This window comes from Kitasatospora phosalacinea, assembly GCF_000717185.1.
In the GTDB taxonomy this organism is placed as follows: Bacteria; Actinomycetota; Actinomycetes; order Streptomycetales; family Streptomycetaceae; genus Kitasatospora; species Kitasatospora phosalacinea_A.
This window is the reverse complement of sequence record NZ_JNYE01000160.1, coordinates 1-15160: the sequence shown is the minus strand read 5'-3', so window position 1 is coordinate 15160 and position 15160 is coordinate 1. Positions and strand designations below refer to the sequence as shown.

Genomic DNA, 15160 nt, shown 5'->3' with positions numbered 1-15160 from the left:
GCCCCCACCCGCCCCCAGCAGGGCCGGAACCCCGCACCCCTGGCCCCGCACCCGCCGATAGGGGTTGAAGCCCTCGAACGAGAGTGCCACATTCGAGGCACTATGACGACGACCGCACCGACCCAGAACGGGGCCCGAGAACTCGGCGCCTGGATCCGCCGCTTCCAGCCGGCCGAGCAGGCCGCCGTCCGGCTCGTCTGCCTGCCGCACGCCGGCGGGGCCGCGACCTACTACTTCCCGGTGGCCAAGGCCCTGGCCCCCGCGATCGACGTGCTCGCCGTGCAGTACCCCGGCCGCCAGGACCGGCGCACCGAACCCGTCATCGAGGACGTGCGCGCCCTCGCCGACCGGATCACCGCCGAGCTGCTCCCCTGGACCGACCGGCCGCTGGCGCTGTTCGGCCACAGCATGGGCGCCCTGGTCGGCTACGAGGTCGCCCGCCGCCTGGAGGCCGCGGGCACCGCCCCGCTCGGCCTGTTCGCCTCCGGCCGCCGCGCCCCGTCCACCGTCCGCGAGGAGAGCGTCCACCGGCGCGACGACCAGGGCATCGTCAGCGCCCTGCGGGAACTCAGCGGCACCGGCGACGAGGTGCTCGACGACGCCGACCTGCTCGGCATGGTCCTCACCGCGGTGCGCGGCGACTACAAGGCCGTCGAGACCTACCAGGACGACGACCGGCCAGTGCTGAACTGCCCCGTCGAGGTGCTCACCGGCGACAGCGACGGCATGACCAGCCCCGAGGAGAACCGGGCCTGGGAACGCCACACCACCGGCGAGTGCCGGGTCACCGAGTTCCCCGGCGGCCACTTCTACCTCGTCGACCAGGCGCCCGCCGTGCTCGCGACGATCCGGGAGCGGACCAGCGCCTGGGCCGCCGCCGCACCGCAGCGCCCCTGATGGCCCGTCAGCACCCGGCGGCCCGCGGGGGACCGCGGTGACCGGCCACCTCGCGGACGGCCACCCGCGGATCTGGGCGGTCAGCGACCTGCACGTCGCCCACCCCGACAACCGCGCCGTCGTCGACCGGCTGCGACCCGCCCACCCCGGCGACTGGCTGCTCGTCGCCGGGGACGTCGGCGAACTGTACGCCGACGTCACCGCCGCCCTCGACCTGCTGGCCGCCCGCTTCGCCAAGGTGGTCTGGACCCCGGGCAACCACGAACTGTGGACCCACCCGCACGACCCGGTCACCCTGCGCGGCGAGCACCGCTACCACCGCCTCGTCGAGCACTGCCGCAGCCGCGGCATCGCCACCCCGGAGGACCCGTACCCGGTCTGGACCGGGCCCGGCGGGCCCGCCGTGGTCGCCCCGCTGTTCGTGCTCTACGACTACAGCTTCCGGCCCCCCGGCGCCCGCACCGCCGCCGAGGCGCTGGCCGTCGCCGAAGCCGCCGGGATCGTCTGCACCGACCAGTTCCTGCTGCACCCCGACCCGTACCCCAGCCGCGAGGCCTGGTGCCGGGCCCGGGTCGCCCGCACCGAGGAGCGGCTCGCCGCCCTGCCCGCGGACCTGCCGACCGTCCTGGTCAACCACTACCCGCTGGTGCGCAAGCCCACCGACGTGCTGCGGCACCCCGAGTTCGCGCAGTGGTGCGGCACCGAGGCCACCGCCGACTGGCACACCCGCTACCGGGCCGTCGACGCCGTCTACGGCCACCTGCACATCCCGCGCCGCACCGTGTACGACGGCGTGCGCTTCACCGAGGTCTCGCTCGGCTACCCGCGCGAGTGGAGCCGCCGACCGCCCGCCGAACCGCTGCAGCAGATCCTGCCCGCACCGGTGCCCACCTGGGGAGGACGACTGTGATCGAGCGGATCCTGCCGACCGCCGCGGTCGCCGTGCACACCGGCGACGACGCCGACGACGCCTACCCCCAGGAGACCGCCCTGGTCGCCCGGGCCGTCCCCAAGCGGCAGCGCGAGTTCGCCGCCGCCCGCTGGTGCGCCCGCCGCGCCCTGGCCGGGATCGGCCACCCCGCCGGGCCGATCCTGACCGGCCCGCACAACGAACCGCTCTGGCCGGACGGCGTCGTCGGCAGCCTCACCCACTGCGAGGGCTACCGCGCCGCCGCGGTCGCCCGGGCCGGGGAGGTCGTCTCGCTCGGGATCGACGCCGAACCCCACCTCGCCCTCCCCGAGGGCGTGCTGGAGGCCGTCACCCGGCCCGAGGAACTGCCCGCCCTCGCCGAACTGGTGGCCGCGCACCCCGCCGTGCACTGGGGCAAGGTGCTGTTCAGCGCCAAGGAGTCCGTCTACAAGGCCTGGTTCCCGCTCCAGCGGCGGAAGTTGGGCTTCCAGGACGCCGCCCTGCGGTTCGACCCGCAGGAGCGCACCTTCCGCGTCGCCCCGGCCCCGGTCCGGCCGGTGGACGGCGGTGAACTGCTGACCAGGATGCGCGGCCGCTTCCTGGTCGACGGCGGACTGGTCGTCACCTCCGTCGTCGTCGAGGACTGACGTCGAGGACTGACGTCGAGGGTTGAGGCCGAGGACTGAAGCCCGTCCACTCGCCCCCCGTGAGACCGCCGCCCCGCAGCAGGGGAGCGGGACAGGGGGTGGCACAGGGGTGGCCGGGACAGGGGTGGCCCGAGTGCCCGGCGGGACGACCGCCGAAGGCCGGGGGCCACCCCCGCGAAGACGCGAAACACCGCAGGCGGGGCCCGATGCCGCCGCCGCGCGACACCCCCGCACGACACCGCCCGCGCCCCCGCTCAGGGGCCCGGCCCGGGGTCGGCTAGGGGTAGGGAGACGCCTTTCGGCGCTCCTACTGTGAGCCACTGCACCAGGTCAGCCGATACGTGATTGAAGGGTGAGGGCACCATGGAAAAGCCCGAAGAGAAGCTGCTCCACGCCCTCCGGGTCTCCCTCAAGGAGACCGAGCGTCTGCGCGAGCAGAACCGCAAGCTGGCGGACGGCCCGCGCGAACCGATCGCGATCATCGGCATGGCCTGCCGCTTCCCCGGCGAGGCGGCCACGCCCGAGCAGTTCTGGCAGCTGCTCGCCGACGGCACCGACGCGGTCGGCCCGTTCCCCACCGACCGCGGCTGGGACCTGGAGCGCTTCTACGACCCGACCGGGGAGCGGCCCGGCAGCAGCTACGTCAACGAGGGCGGGTTCCTGCACGACGCCCCCGAGTTCGACGCCGACTTCTTCGGCGTCTCCCCGCGCGACGCCCTGCTGATCGACCCCCAGCAGCGGATCCTGCTGGAGACCTCCTGGGAGGCGTTCGAGCGGGCCGGGATCGTCCCGCAGTCCGTCAAGGGCAGCCAGGTCGGCGTGTTCAACGGCGTGATGTACCACGACTACCCGGGCGGCTTCGGCTCCTCCGGCGTCGTCTCCGGCCGGGTGTCCTACCACTTCGGCCTGGAGGGCCCCGCCGTCACCGTCGACACCGCCTGCTCCTCCTCCCTGGTCACCCTGCACATGGCCGTCCAGTCGCTGCGGCAGGGCGAGTGCTCGCTCGCCCTGGCCGGCGGCGTCAGCGTCATGTCCACCCCCCGGATCTTCGCCGAGTTCAGCGCCGGACGCGGCATGGCCTCCGACGGCCGCTGCCACTCCTTCGCCCAGGCGGCCGACGGCACCGGCTGGTCCGAGGGCGCGGGCGTCCTGCTGCTGGAGCGGCTCTCCGACGCCCGCCGCAACGGCCACCCCGTCTGGGCGGTCGTCCGCGGCACCGCCGTCAACCAGGACGGCGCCTCCAACGGCATGACCGCCCCCAACGGCCCCGCCCAGCAGCGGGTCATCCGCGCCGCCCTCGCCAACGCCCGCCTCTCCGCCGACCAGGTCGACGCCCTGGAGGCGCACGGCACCGCCACCACCCTCGGCGACCCGATCGAGGCCCAGGCCCTGATGGCCACCTACGGCCAGGGCCGCCCCGAGGACCGCCCGCTGTGGCTCGGCTCGGTCAAGTCCAACCTCAGCCACACCCAGGCCGCGGCCGGGGTCGCGGGCGTCATCAAGATGGTGATGGCGCTGCGCCACGGCGTCCTGCCGCAGACCCTGCACGTCGACGAGCCCTCCCGGCACGTCGACTGGACCGCGGGCAACGTCCGGCTGCTCACCGAGCGCCGCGACTGGCCGGAGACCGGCCAGCCCCGCCGCGCCGCCGTCTCCGCGTTCGGCCTCAGCGGCACCAACGCGCACGTCATCCTGGAGCAGTACGAGGAGCCCGCGGCCGAGCCCGCCGAGGTGCCCGGCGTGGTGGCCTGGCCGGTCTCCGGCCGCACCCCGCAGGCGCTGCGGGCGCAGGCGGAGCGGCTGCTGGCGGACGTCGGCACGGCCGAACCCGCTGCGGTGGGGCGGGCGTTGGCGACGGCGCGCACGCACTTCGAGCACCGGGCGGTGGTCGTCGGCGCGGAGCGGGAGGAGTTGCTGGCGGGCCTGCGCGCGATCGCGGAGGGCGACGAGACCGGGCGGGCGGGCAGGACCGGGCGGCTGGCGTTCCTGTTCACGGGGCAGGGCTCGCAGCGCCTCGGGATGGGGCAGGAGCTGTACGGCCGCTTCCCGGTGTTCGCGGCGGCGTTGGACGAGGTGTGCGCGCTGCTCGACAAGGGGTTGGAGCGTCCGCTCAAGGACGTCATGTGGTCGGACCCGGAGGCACTGAACCTCACCGGGTACGCGCAGTGCGCGCTGTTCGCCGTCGAGGTGGCGCTGCAACGGCTGTACGAGTCGTGGGGCGTGCTGCCGGACGCGGTGGCGGGGCACTCGATCGGCGAGTTCGCGGCGGCGTACGCGGCGGGGGTGTGGTCGCTGGAGGATGCGTGCGCCCTGGTCGGTGCGCGGGCGCGGTTGATGCAGGCGCTGCCCACCGGTGGGGCGATGGTCGCCGTCGCGGCCAGCGAGGAGGAGGTTCGCGCGGCGCTGGTGGCGGGTGTCGACATCGCCGCGGTCAACGGGCCGCGGGCGGTCGTCATCTCGGGCGAGGCCGAAGCGGTCGCCAAGGTCGCCGCAGGGTTCGAGCGGACGAAGGCGTTGACGGTCTCGCACGCCTTCCACTCCGCGCTGATGGAGCCGATGCTCGCCGAGTTCCGCGCCGTCGCCGCCCAACTCACCTACCACCAGCCGAACGTGACGGTCGTCTCGACCCTGACCGGCCAGAGCGCCGAGGAACTGACCTCGCCCGACTACTGGGTGCGCCAGGTCCGCGCCCTGCGCCGGGGCCGCCCCGAGGAGCAGTCCGCCGTCACCGCCCTCGCCACCCTGCACACCCACGGCACCCCCGTCGACTGGCACGCCTTCTACCCGGGCACGCCCGCCGCGGACCTGCCCACCTACGCCTTCCAGCGGCAGCGCTACTGGCTGGAGCCGTCCGCCAACGACGGCGACCCGTCCTCGCTCGGTCTGGAGGCCGTCGGCCACCCGCTGCTGGGGGCCGCCACCGTGCTGGCCGACTCGGAGGGCGTGGTGCTGCTGGGCCGCCTGTCGGCCGGAACCCACACCTGGCTGGCCGACCACCGGGTCGGCGGCCGGACGCTGCTGCCCGGCACGGCCTTCGTCGAGCTGGCGCTGCGGGCCGGCGAGCGGGTCGGGTGCACGGCGGTGCGCGAACTGACGCTGCGGGCCCCGCTGGTGCTGAACGGGCAGGACGGCGTCCGGATCCAGGTCGGCATCGGCAACCCGGACGAGGACGGCATCCGTCCGGTCACCGTCCACTCGCAGCCCGACGCCGAGTTCACCGAGGAGCCCTGGACCCTGCACGCCGAGGGCCTGCTCGCGCAGACCGACGGCGAGGCCTCGTTCGACCTCGCCGCCTGGCCGCCGAAGGGCGCGCAGCCCGTCGACCTGGACGGCATGTACGAGGAACTGGCCGCCGCGGGCGGCCTGGCCTACGGGCCGGTGTTCCAGGGCCTGCGGGCCGCCTGGCGGCTCGGCGAGGAGGTGTACGCCGAGGCGGCGCTGCCCGAACAGGCCCGGCACCACGCGTCCGACTTCGGCCTGCACCCGGCGGTGTTCGACTCCGTGCTGCACGCGATCGGCCTGCTCGACGGCGGCGGCGACGGCGACGGCGACGAGGGCCCGGACGCGGCCGACGGCTCCGCCGCGCTCCCGTACACCTGGTCCGACGTCGAGTTGTTCGCCGCGGGCGCGGACGCCGTCCGGGTGCGGATCGGCCGGGTCGGCAGGCCGTCCGCCGACGGCGCCCGCACGGTCGCGCTGCAGCTCGCCGACGCGGCCGGGCAGCCCGTCGGCTCGGTCGGCGCCCTGACCCTGCGGACCCTCGCCCCGGGCGGTGCCGAGGGCGCCGCCCGCCCCGACCTGCTCCACCGGGTCGAGTGGACCCGGCGCACCGCCCCCGAGGCCGCCCCGGACGCCGCCGCGCAGGTCCTGGCCCTCGACGCCCTCGACGCGCTCGCCCCGGACGCCCCGGTGCCGCCGCTCCTGGTGCTGCCGGTCGACGGCGGCCCGGACGCGGACGCCGCGCGGGCGGCACTGCACCGGGTGCTCGCCCGGGTGCAGGGCTGGCTCGCCGACGAGCGCTTCGACGACTCCCGCCTGGTGCTGCTCACCCGCGGCGCGGTCGCCCTGCCCGGCGAGGCGCCCGCCGACCTGGCGGGCGCCGCGGTGCACGGCATGCTCCGCTCCGCGCAGACGGAGCACCCGGGCCGCCTGTTCCTGGTCGACGCCCCCACCGGGCAGGACGCCGCCGGACAGGACGTCACCGCCCTGCTGCCCGGCATCGTGGCCGCCGACCTGGCCGAGAGCGCCGTCCGCGGCACCGAACTGTGGACCCCCCGCCTGGTGCGGGCCGTGCCCGCCCCCGAGGCCGGGCACCAGCCCTGGGCCGTCGCCGCGGCGCACCCCGGACAGGTGCTGGTCTCCGGCGGCACCGGCGCCCTCGGCGCCCTGCTGGCCCGCCACCTCGTCCAGCGGCACGGCATCCGCCGCCTGCTGCTGGTCAGCCGCAGCGGCCCCGCCGCGCCGGGCGCCGAGCAGCTGGTCGCCGACCTGGGCGCGCTGGGCGCCGACGCCGAGGTCGTCGCCTGCGACCTCGCCGACCGCGAGGCCGTCCGGGTGCTGACCGCCGACCGGGAGATCGCCGCCGTCGTGCACACCGCGGGCGTCCTGCGCGACGGCACCTTCGGCGCGCAGACCCCCGAGCGCTTCGACGCCGTCCTGGCCGCCAAGGCCGACGCCGCCTGGCACCTGCACGAACTGACGAAGAGCCACGAACCGGCCGCGTTCGTGCTGTTCTCCTCGGCCGCCGGTGTGCTCGGCGCCCCCGGGCAGGCCAACTACGCCGCCGCCAACAGCTTCCTGGACGCGCTCGCCGCGCAGCGCGCCGCCGAGGGCCTGCCCGCCCAGTCGCTGGCCTGGGGCCAGTGGGCGCTCGCCGCCAGCATGGGCGGCACCGGCCGGGCCGCCGCCGACGCGCTCACCGCCGAGGAGGGCCTGGCCCTGTTCGACGAGGCCGCGGCCCGCGACGAGGCCGTCCTGGTCCCGATCCGGTTCGACCTCGCCGCGCTGCGCGCCGACCCCGACGCCTTCCCCGACCGGCTGCGCGGCCTGGTGCCCGCCGCCGTCCGCCGCCCCGCGGCCGCTGACCGGCAGGCCGGGGCCGAGCCGCTGCGGGCCCGGCTGGCCGGCCTGCCGCGGGCCGGGCAGCTGGCCGCCCTGACCGACCTGGTGCGGGTGCACGTCGCCGCGGTGCTCGGCCACGCCGGGGCCGAACTCGTCGACGCCGACCGGGTGTTCAAGGACCTCGGCTTCGACTCGCTGACCTCCGTCGAGGTCCGCAACCGGCTGACCGCCGCCACCGGCGTCCGGCTGCGGGTCACCGTGGTCTTCGACCACCCCACCGCCCGCGACCTCGCCGAGCACCTGCACGGCGAGATCTTCGGCGCCGCCGCGCACGCCGACGCCGACGAGCCCGTGGAGGCCCTCCCCGGCGCCGCGCAGGACGAGCCGATCGCGATCGTCGGCATGGCCTGCCGCTACCCCGGCGGCGTCGAGTCGCCCGCCGACCTGTGGCAGCTGGTCACCTCCGGCGCCGACGCGGTCGCCGCGTTCCCGACCGACCGCGCCTGGGACATGGACTACTGGACCGAGCTGGTCGCCGCCACCGGCAAGCAGCCCGAGGGCGGGTTCCTGCGCGACGCCACCGACTTCGACGCGCCCTTCTTCGGGATCAGCCCCAACGAGGCGCTGATGATGGACCCGCAGCAGCGCAAGTTCCTGGAGGTCTGCTGGGAGGCGCTGGAGAGCGCCGGACTCGACCCGGCCGCCCTCAAGGGCAGCCCCACCGGCGTCTTCGCCGGGGCCATGCAGAGCGACTACGACGCGGGCCCCGCCGGGCTGCTGCCCGACAACCTGTTCCACCGCGGCACCGGCACCCTCGGCAGCGTCGTCTCCGGCCGGGTCTCCTACCTGCTCGGCCTGGAGGGCCCCGCCGTCTCCATCGACACCGCCTGCTCCTCCTCGCTGGTCGCCCTGCACGTCGCCGCCCAGGCGCTGCGCAACGGCGACTGCACGGTCGCGCTGGCGGGCGGCGTCACCCTGCTCGCCTCGCCCGAGGCGTTCGCGCTCTCCGACATCCAGGGCGGCTCCTCGCCCGACGGCCGCTGCAAGGCGTACTCCGCGCAGGCCGACGGCGTCGGCTGGGCCGAGGGCGTCGGCGTCCTCGTCCTGGAGCGGCTCTCCGAGGCGCAGCGGCGCGGCCACCAGGTGCTCGCCGTGGTCCGCGCCACCGCCGTCAACCAGGACGGCACCTCCAACGGCCTGACCGCGCCCAACGGCCTCGCCCAGGAGCGGATGATCCGCCGGGCGCTCGCCGTCGCCGGGCTGGAGCCCGCCGACGTGGACGCGGTCGAGGGCCACGGCACCGGCACCACCCTCGGCGACCCGATCGAGCTCGGCGCCCTGCTCGCCACCTACGGCCGGGACCGGCCCGCCGACCGGCCGCTGTGGCTCGGCTCGGTCAAGTCCAACATCGGGCACAGCCAGGCCGCGGCGGGCGTCGCGGGCGTCATCAAGATGGTGCAGGCGCTGCGCCACGGCGTGCTGCCCCGCTCCCGCTACGCCCAGGAGCCCACCGGCAGCGTCGACTGGTCGACCGGGCAGGTCCGGCTGCTGGCCGAGAACCTCCCCTGGGAGGAGAGCGGCCGCCCGCGCCGGGCCGGGGTCTCCGCGTTCGGCTACAGCGGCACCAACGCGCACGTCATCCTGGAGCAGGCCCCCGCGCCCGCCGTCGCCCCCGCGCCCGCCGTCACCTCCGCGCCCGCCGTCACCTCCGCGCCCGCCGCCGCCGAGCCGGTGCCCGCCGCCGCGGCGCCGCTGCTGCTGTCCGCCCGCACCGACGAGGCGCTGCCCGCCCAGGCGGCCCGGCTGCACGCCCACCTGCTCGCCCACCCCGAACTCGAACTCGACGACGTCGGAGCCCAGTTGGCCGCCACCCGGGCCGCGATGCCGTACCGGGCGGCCGTGGTCGGCGCCGACCGGGCGGAGGCGCTCGCCGCCCTGGCCGCCCTCGCCGAGGGCCGGACCGTGCCCGCCGCGTTCCGCGGCGCGGCCCGCACCGGCCGCCGCACCGCCTTCCTCTTCCCCGGCCAGGGAATCCAACGCACCGGCATGGGCCGCGAACTGTACGCCGCCCTGCCCGCCTTCACCCGCGCCTACGACGAGGTCGCCGACGCCTTCCGCCCCCACCTGGAGCGCGACCTGCGCGAGGTGGTGTTCGCCGAGCCCGGCAGTGCCGACGCCGCCCTGATCGACGAGACCCCGTACGTGCTGGCCTCGGTCTTCGCCCTGGAGACCGCGCTGTTCCGGCTGCTCGAATCCTGGGGCCAGCGCCCCGACTTCGTCCTCGGCCACTCGGTCGGCGAGCTGGCCGCCGCGCACGCCGCGGGCGTCCTGCCGCTGCCCGACGCCGTCCGGCTCACCGCGCACCGCGGCCGCCTGATGGCCGCCCTCACCGGCGGCGCCGCCGTCGCCGTCGAAGCCACCCCCGAGGAGCTGGAACCGCTGCTCGGCGACCGGGTCGGCCTCGCCGTGGTCAACGGCCCGCGCTCGGTCGTGGTCTCCGGCGACGAGCAGCCGGTGCTGGAACTCGCCGCCCACTGGAGCGCGCTGGGCCGCCGCACCCGCCGCCTGGGCGTCAACCAGGCCGTCCACTCCCCGCAGATGGACCCGATCCTCGACGAGCTGCACGCCGTCGCCGCCGAACTCTCCTACGGCGAGGCCCGCGTCCCGATGGCCTCCACCGTCACCGGCCGCCTCCTCGGAGCGGGCGAGAGCGCCACCCCCGAGTACTGGGTGGCGAACTGCCGGCAGACCGTCCGCTTCCTCGACGCCGTCCGCGCCCTGGAGCAGGCCGGCGTCACCCGGTACGTCGAACTCGGCGCCGACGGCACCCTCAGCGCCCTCGCCCAGGCCTGCCTGGCCGACCGGGACGGCGGCGCCGCGACGCTCCCGCTGCTCGACAGGGAACGCCCCGAGACGCTCACCGTGCACCGGGCCGCGGCCCGCCTGCACGCCGAAGGGCTCGGCCTCGACGCCGCCGCCCTGTTCGCCGGACGCACCCCGCGCCCCGTCCCGCTGCCCGGCTACGCCTTCCAGCGCCGCCGCTACTGGCCCGAGGTCGACCCCAAGGCGCTGCGCGGCGGCGGCGACCTCGCCGCCACCGGCCTGGAGGCCGTCGCCCACCCGGTGGTCGGCGCCGCCGTCGGCTTCGCCGGCTCCGAGGGCACCGCCCTGATCGGCCGCCTCTCGCTCGGCACCCACCCCTGGCTGGCCGACCACCGGGTCGGCGGGGCCGTGATGCTCCCCGGCGCCGCGCTCGTCGAACTCGCCGTCCGGGCCGGGGACGAGGTCGGCTGCCGCCGCCTGGAGGACCTCACCCTGGAACAGCCGCTGATCCTCGCCGAACACGGCCGGACCCAGCTCCAGGTGCAGGTCGCCGTCGGCGCCCCCGACCCGGCCGGACGCCGCGCCGTCGCCGTCCACTCCCGCCCCACCGCCCGCGACCCGTGGACCCGGCACGCCGCCGGCACCCTCGCCGTCGACACCGGGACGCACCCCGACCCGCTCACCGAATGGCCCCCCGCCGGGGCCGAGGCCATCGACCTCGCCGAGCTCTACCCCGGCCTGGCCGAGGCCGGACTCACCTACGGCCCGCTGTTCCGCGGCCTGCGCGCCGCCTGGGCGCTGGACGGCGACGTGTACGCCGACGTCGCCCTCGACCAGTCACCGGGCTCCCAGGTGCTCGGCTTCGGCCTGCACCCCGCCGTCCTGGACGCCGCCCTGCACGCCATCGCCCTCGCCGAGGGCGAGGTCACCCGCGGCCTGCCGTTCGCCTGGTCCGGCGTCGAGCTGTACGCCACCGGCGCCACCAGGGTCCGGGTCCGGGTCCGCCCGCTCGGCGGCGGCGCCGTCTCCCTCACCCTCGCCGACCAGGGCGGCGCACCCGTCGCCGCCGTCGAGTCGCTGCTGCTGCGCGGCGGCACCGACCTCGCCACCCCCGCCGCCACCGGACGCCACGAGTCGCTGTACGCCGTCGACTGGCTGCCCGCCGCCCTGGACACCGCCGCCCAGGACACCGCCGCGGGGAGCCCCGTCCGCACCGTCGAGCAGCCGCACCCCGGCAACGACGCCGACACCGTCCACCGCGCCACCCGCGCCGTCCTCGACCTGCTGCAGCGCGAACTCGCCGAACGCGACGAGGCCGGGCCCGACGGCCCGCTGGTGATCGTCACCCGCGGCGCCGCCGCCCTCCCCGGCGAGGACACCACCGACCTGGCCGGAGCCGCCGTCACCGGCCTGGTCCGCTCCGCCCAGTCCGAGCACCCCGGCCGCTTCGTCCTCGCCGACCTCGACGACGACCCCGCCTCGTACGCCCTGCTCCCGGCCCTGGCCGCCTCCGGCGAACCGCAGGCCGTCGTCCGCCGCGGCAAGGCGTCCGTCCCGCGCCTGGTCCGCCCCCGCCCGCTGCCCGCCGACGGCACCGCCACCGCGGGCAGCACCTTCGGCGGCGAGGGCACCACCCTGCTCACCGGCGCCACCGGCACCATCGGCGCCCTGCTCGCCCGCCACCTCGTCACCGCCCACGGCACCCGCCGCCTGCTGCTGGTCAGCCGCCGCGGCACCCTGCCCGAGGCCGCCGCCGAACTCACCGCCCTCGGCGCCCACGTCGAAGCCGCCGCCTGCGACCTCGCCGACGCCGACGCCGTCACCGCCCTGCTCGCCGGCATCCCCGCCGAGCACCCGCTCACCGCCGTCGTCCACCTGGCCGGCGCGCTCGACGACGGCGCCCTCACCGCCCTCACCGGCGACCGGCTCGCCACCGTGCTGCGCCCCAAGGTCGACGCCGCACTCAACCTCCACCGGGCAACCTTGGACGCCGAGTTGAGCGCCTTCGTGCTCTTCTCCTCCGCCTCCGGCCTGTTCGGCAACCCCGGCCAGGGCAACTACGCCGCCGCCAACTCCTTCCTCGACGCCCTGGCCGCGCACCGCCGCGCCCACGGCCTGCCCGCCCAGTCCCTCGCCTGGGGCCTGTGGGCGGACACCCTCACCGGCGCCCAGCAGGCCCGGATGGCCCGCGCCGGAATGGGCGCGCTCTCCGCCGCCGAGGGCACCGAACTGCTCGACACCGCGGCCGTCCGCCCCGAGCACCTCCTCGTCCCTGCCCGACTGCTGCTCGCCACCGGCAGCACCCCCGCCACCGGCGCCCCCCACCTGCTGCGCGCCCTCACCGCACCCGCCCGGCGCACCGCCACCACCACCGCGGCCCCCGCCGACCCGGCCGAGCTGCGCCGCCGCCTCGCGGCCATGCCCGCCCCGCGGCGCGCCGAAGCCGTCCGCGACCTCGTCCGCGAGAGCGTCGCCCAACTCCTCGGCCACCCCGACGCCGGATCCGTCGACGCCAACCGGCCGTTCCTCGAACTCGGCTTCGACTCGCTCACCGCCGTCGACCTGCGCAACCGGCTCGCCACCAGCACCGGACTGCGCCTGCCCGCCACCGTCGTCTTCGACCACCAGGACCCCGAGGCGCTCGCCGCCCACCTGCTCACCGAACTCGCCGACGCCACCGCACCCGCCGACGGCAGCACCGCACCCCCCGCCGCCGACACCGGCGCCGACACCGCCTCCGACGGCCTGCGCCAGCTCTTCGTCGAAGCCGTCCGGGCCGGCAAGACCCGCGAGGGCCTCGCCGTCCTCGCCGCCGCCGCCAACCTACGCACCTCCTTCACCTCGCTCGCCGACCTCGGCACCGCACCCGCCGCCCTCAAGCTCAGCGAGGGCGACGGCCTGCCCCGACTGCTCTGCCTCTCCACCCCCGTCGCCATGGGCGGCGCCTACCAGTACGCCCGGATCGCCGCCCAACTGCGCGACAGCGCCCAGGTGTCCGTCCTGCCGATGCCCGGCTTCCTGCCCGACGAGGCCCTCCCCGCCACCGCCGACGCGGTCGTCGAGGTCCTCGCCGCGAGCATCCTGGACGCCGCCGACGCCGCCGACGACACCCCCTACGCCCTGCTCGGCTACTCCTCCGCGGGCGTCTTCGCCTACGCGGTCGCCGCCCGGCTCGAAGCGCTCGGCCGCGGACCGGCCACCGTGCTGCTCCTCGACACCTACCCGGTGGGCGGCGCGGCCGCCGGTGTCGGGGACGGCGGCGGGGACGACGGCGGGGACGACGGCGGGGACGACGAGGGTGACGGCTCGGCCGAGGCCGGGAAGTCCCGGGCCGAGACCGTCGTCGACATGGCCGCCGGGATGCTCCGGCAGGAATCCGGCCAGGAAGCGCTCGACCGCACCAAGCTCACCGCGATGGCCCGCTACATGGAACTGCTCCCCACCGTCCCCGTCGCGCCGCTGGCCGCCGCGACCGTCCTGCTGCGCCCCGAGCGCCGCTTCACGCTCGGCGACGACACCCCTGCCGACGCCCCTGCGGCCACTGGGGTCGCCGGGCCCGGGGCGGACGCCTGGCGCACCGACTGGAGCCTCGCCGACCAGGTGCGGAACGTCCCCGGCGACCACTTCAGCATCGTCGCCGACGACGCACCGTCCACCGCGGCGGCGGTCTCCGAGTGGCTCGCCGCAGAACTGGGGCCGGGACGATCCGAATAGGGGTGGGTCGGGCCAACTACGCGTCTATAGCGTTCGAAACGGGAGACGGACAGTGACGGACAACGCCGAGGGAATGGTGGCCGGTACGCCGATGGCCAGCGAGGAAAAACTGCTCAGCTACCTCAAGCGGGCCACCACCGACCTGCGGGAGGCCCGGCGGCAACTGCGCGACCACGAGCAGCGCGCCACCGAACCGATCGCGATCATCGGCATGGCCTGCCACTACCCCGGCGGCATCGCCACCCCCGAGGACCTGTGGCGCCTGGTCGCCGACGGCACCGACGCGGTCGGCGCCTTCCCCGCCGACCGCGGCTGGGACCAGGAACGCTGCTACGACCCCACCGGGGAAGAAGCCGCCTGGGAGGCCCTGGAGCGCGCCGGGATCCGCCCCGGCGCGCTGCGCGGCAGCGCCACCGGCGTCTACGCGGGTCGGTCGACACCGCCTGCTCCTCCTCGCTGGTCGGCCTGCACCTCGCCGCCCAGGCCCTGCGCCGCGGCGAGTGCACCCTCGCCCTCGCGGGCGGCGTCGCCGTCATGGGCACCCCCGGCACCTTCATCGACTTCAGCGAACAGCGCGGCCTCGCCCCCGACGGCCGCTGCAAGCCCTTCGCCGACGCCGCCGACGGCACCGGCTGGGCCGAAGGCGCCGGCGGCGTTGGCGGATGCGGGTCTCACCGCTGCGGACGTGGACGCGGTCGAGGCGCACGGCACCGGCACCACCCTCGGCGACCCGATCGAGGCCCAGGCCCTGCTGGCCACGTACGGGCGCGAGCGCCCCGAGGACGGGCGGCCGCTCTGGCTCGGCTCGATCAAGTCGAACATCGGGCACGCGCAGGCCGCGGCCGGGGTCGCGGGCGTCATCAAGATGGTGATGGCGCTGCGCCACGGCGTCCTGCCCCGCACCCTGCACGTCGACGCGCCGTCCAGCCACGTGGACTGGAGCGGCGGCGGCGTCCGGCTGCTCACCGAGGAGGTCCCCTGGCCCGCGGGCGAACGCGTCCGCCGGGCGGCCGTCTCCGCGTTCGGCCTCAGCGGCACCAACGCCCACGTCATCGTCGAGGAAGCCGGAACCCCGGCCGCGGACGACACCACCCCGCACCCCTCCGGC

General features: G+C 76.6%; 4 protein-coding genes and 1 pseudogene. All 5 read left to right on the top strand.

The window, feature by feature from the left end:
* Positions 1 to 102: 102 nt before the first annotated feature.
* Positions 103 to 897 (top strand): thioesterase II family protein, encoded by a 795-nt coding sequence (locus OO57_RS36455; RefSeq protein WP_033257114.1) that lies wholly within the window; start codon positions 103 to 105, stop codon positions 895 to 897.
* Positions 898 to 934: 37 nt separating this feature from the next.
* On the top strand, positions 935 to 1807 hold the full coding sequence (locus OO57_RS36450; protein ID WP_033257113.1) for a metallophosphoesterase family protein: 873 nt from the start codon (positions 935 to 937) through the stop codon (positions 1805 to 1807).
* On the top strand, positions 1804 to 2454 hold the full coding sequence (locus tag OO57_RS36445) for a 4'-phosphopantetheinyl transferase family protein (protein ID WP_033257112.1): 651 nt from the start codon (positions 1804 to 1806) through the stop codon (positions 2452 to 2454). The genes OO57_RS36450 and OO57_RS36445 overlap by 4 nt, the downstream gene beginning before the upstream one ends.
* Positions 2455 to 2817: 363 nt before the next feature.
* A complete protein-coding gene (locus OO57_RS46465) occupies positions 2818 to 14052 on the top strand; it encodes a type I polyketide synthase (RefSeq protein ID WP_051778708.1) in 11235 nt (3744 codons plus the stop codon).
* A 73-nt stretch (positions 14053 to 14125) separates the two neighbouring features.
* Positions 14126 to 15160, top strand: a pseudogene (locus OO57_RS36435) (beta-ketoacyl synthase N-terminal-like domain-containing protein); the annotation flags it as partial.

Excerpts from the sequence above, each read along its gene's own strand:
- OO57_RS36455 (WP_033257114.1), top strand. The coding sequence starts at position 103 with ATGACGACGACCGCACCGACCCAGAACGGGGCCCGAGAACTCGGCGCC.
- OO57_RS46465 (WP_051778708.1), top strand. The coding sequence starts at position 2,818 with ATGGAAAAGCCCGAAGAGAAGCTGCTCCACGCCCTCCGGGTCTCCCTC.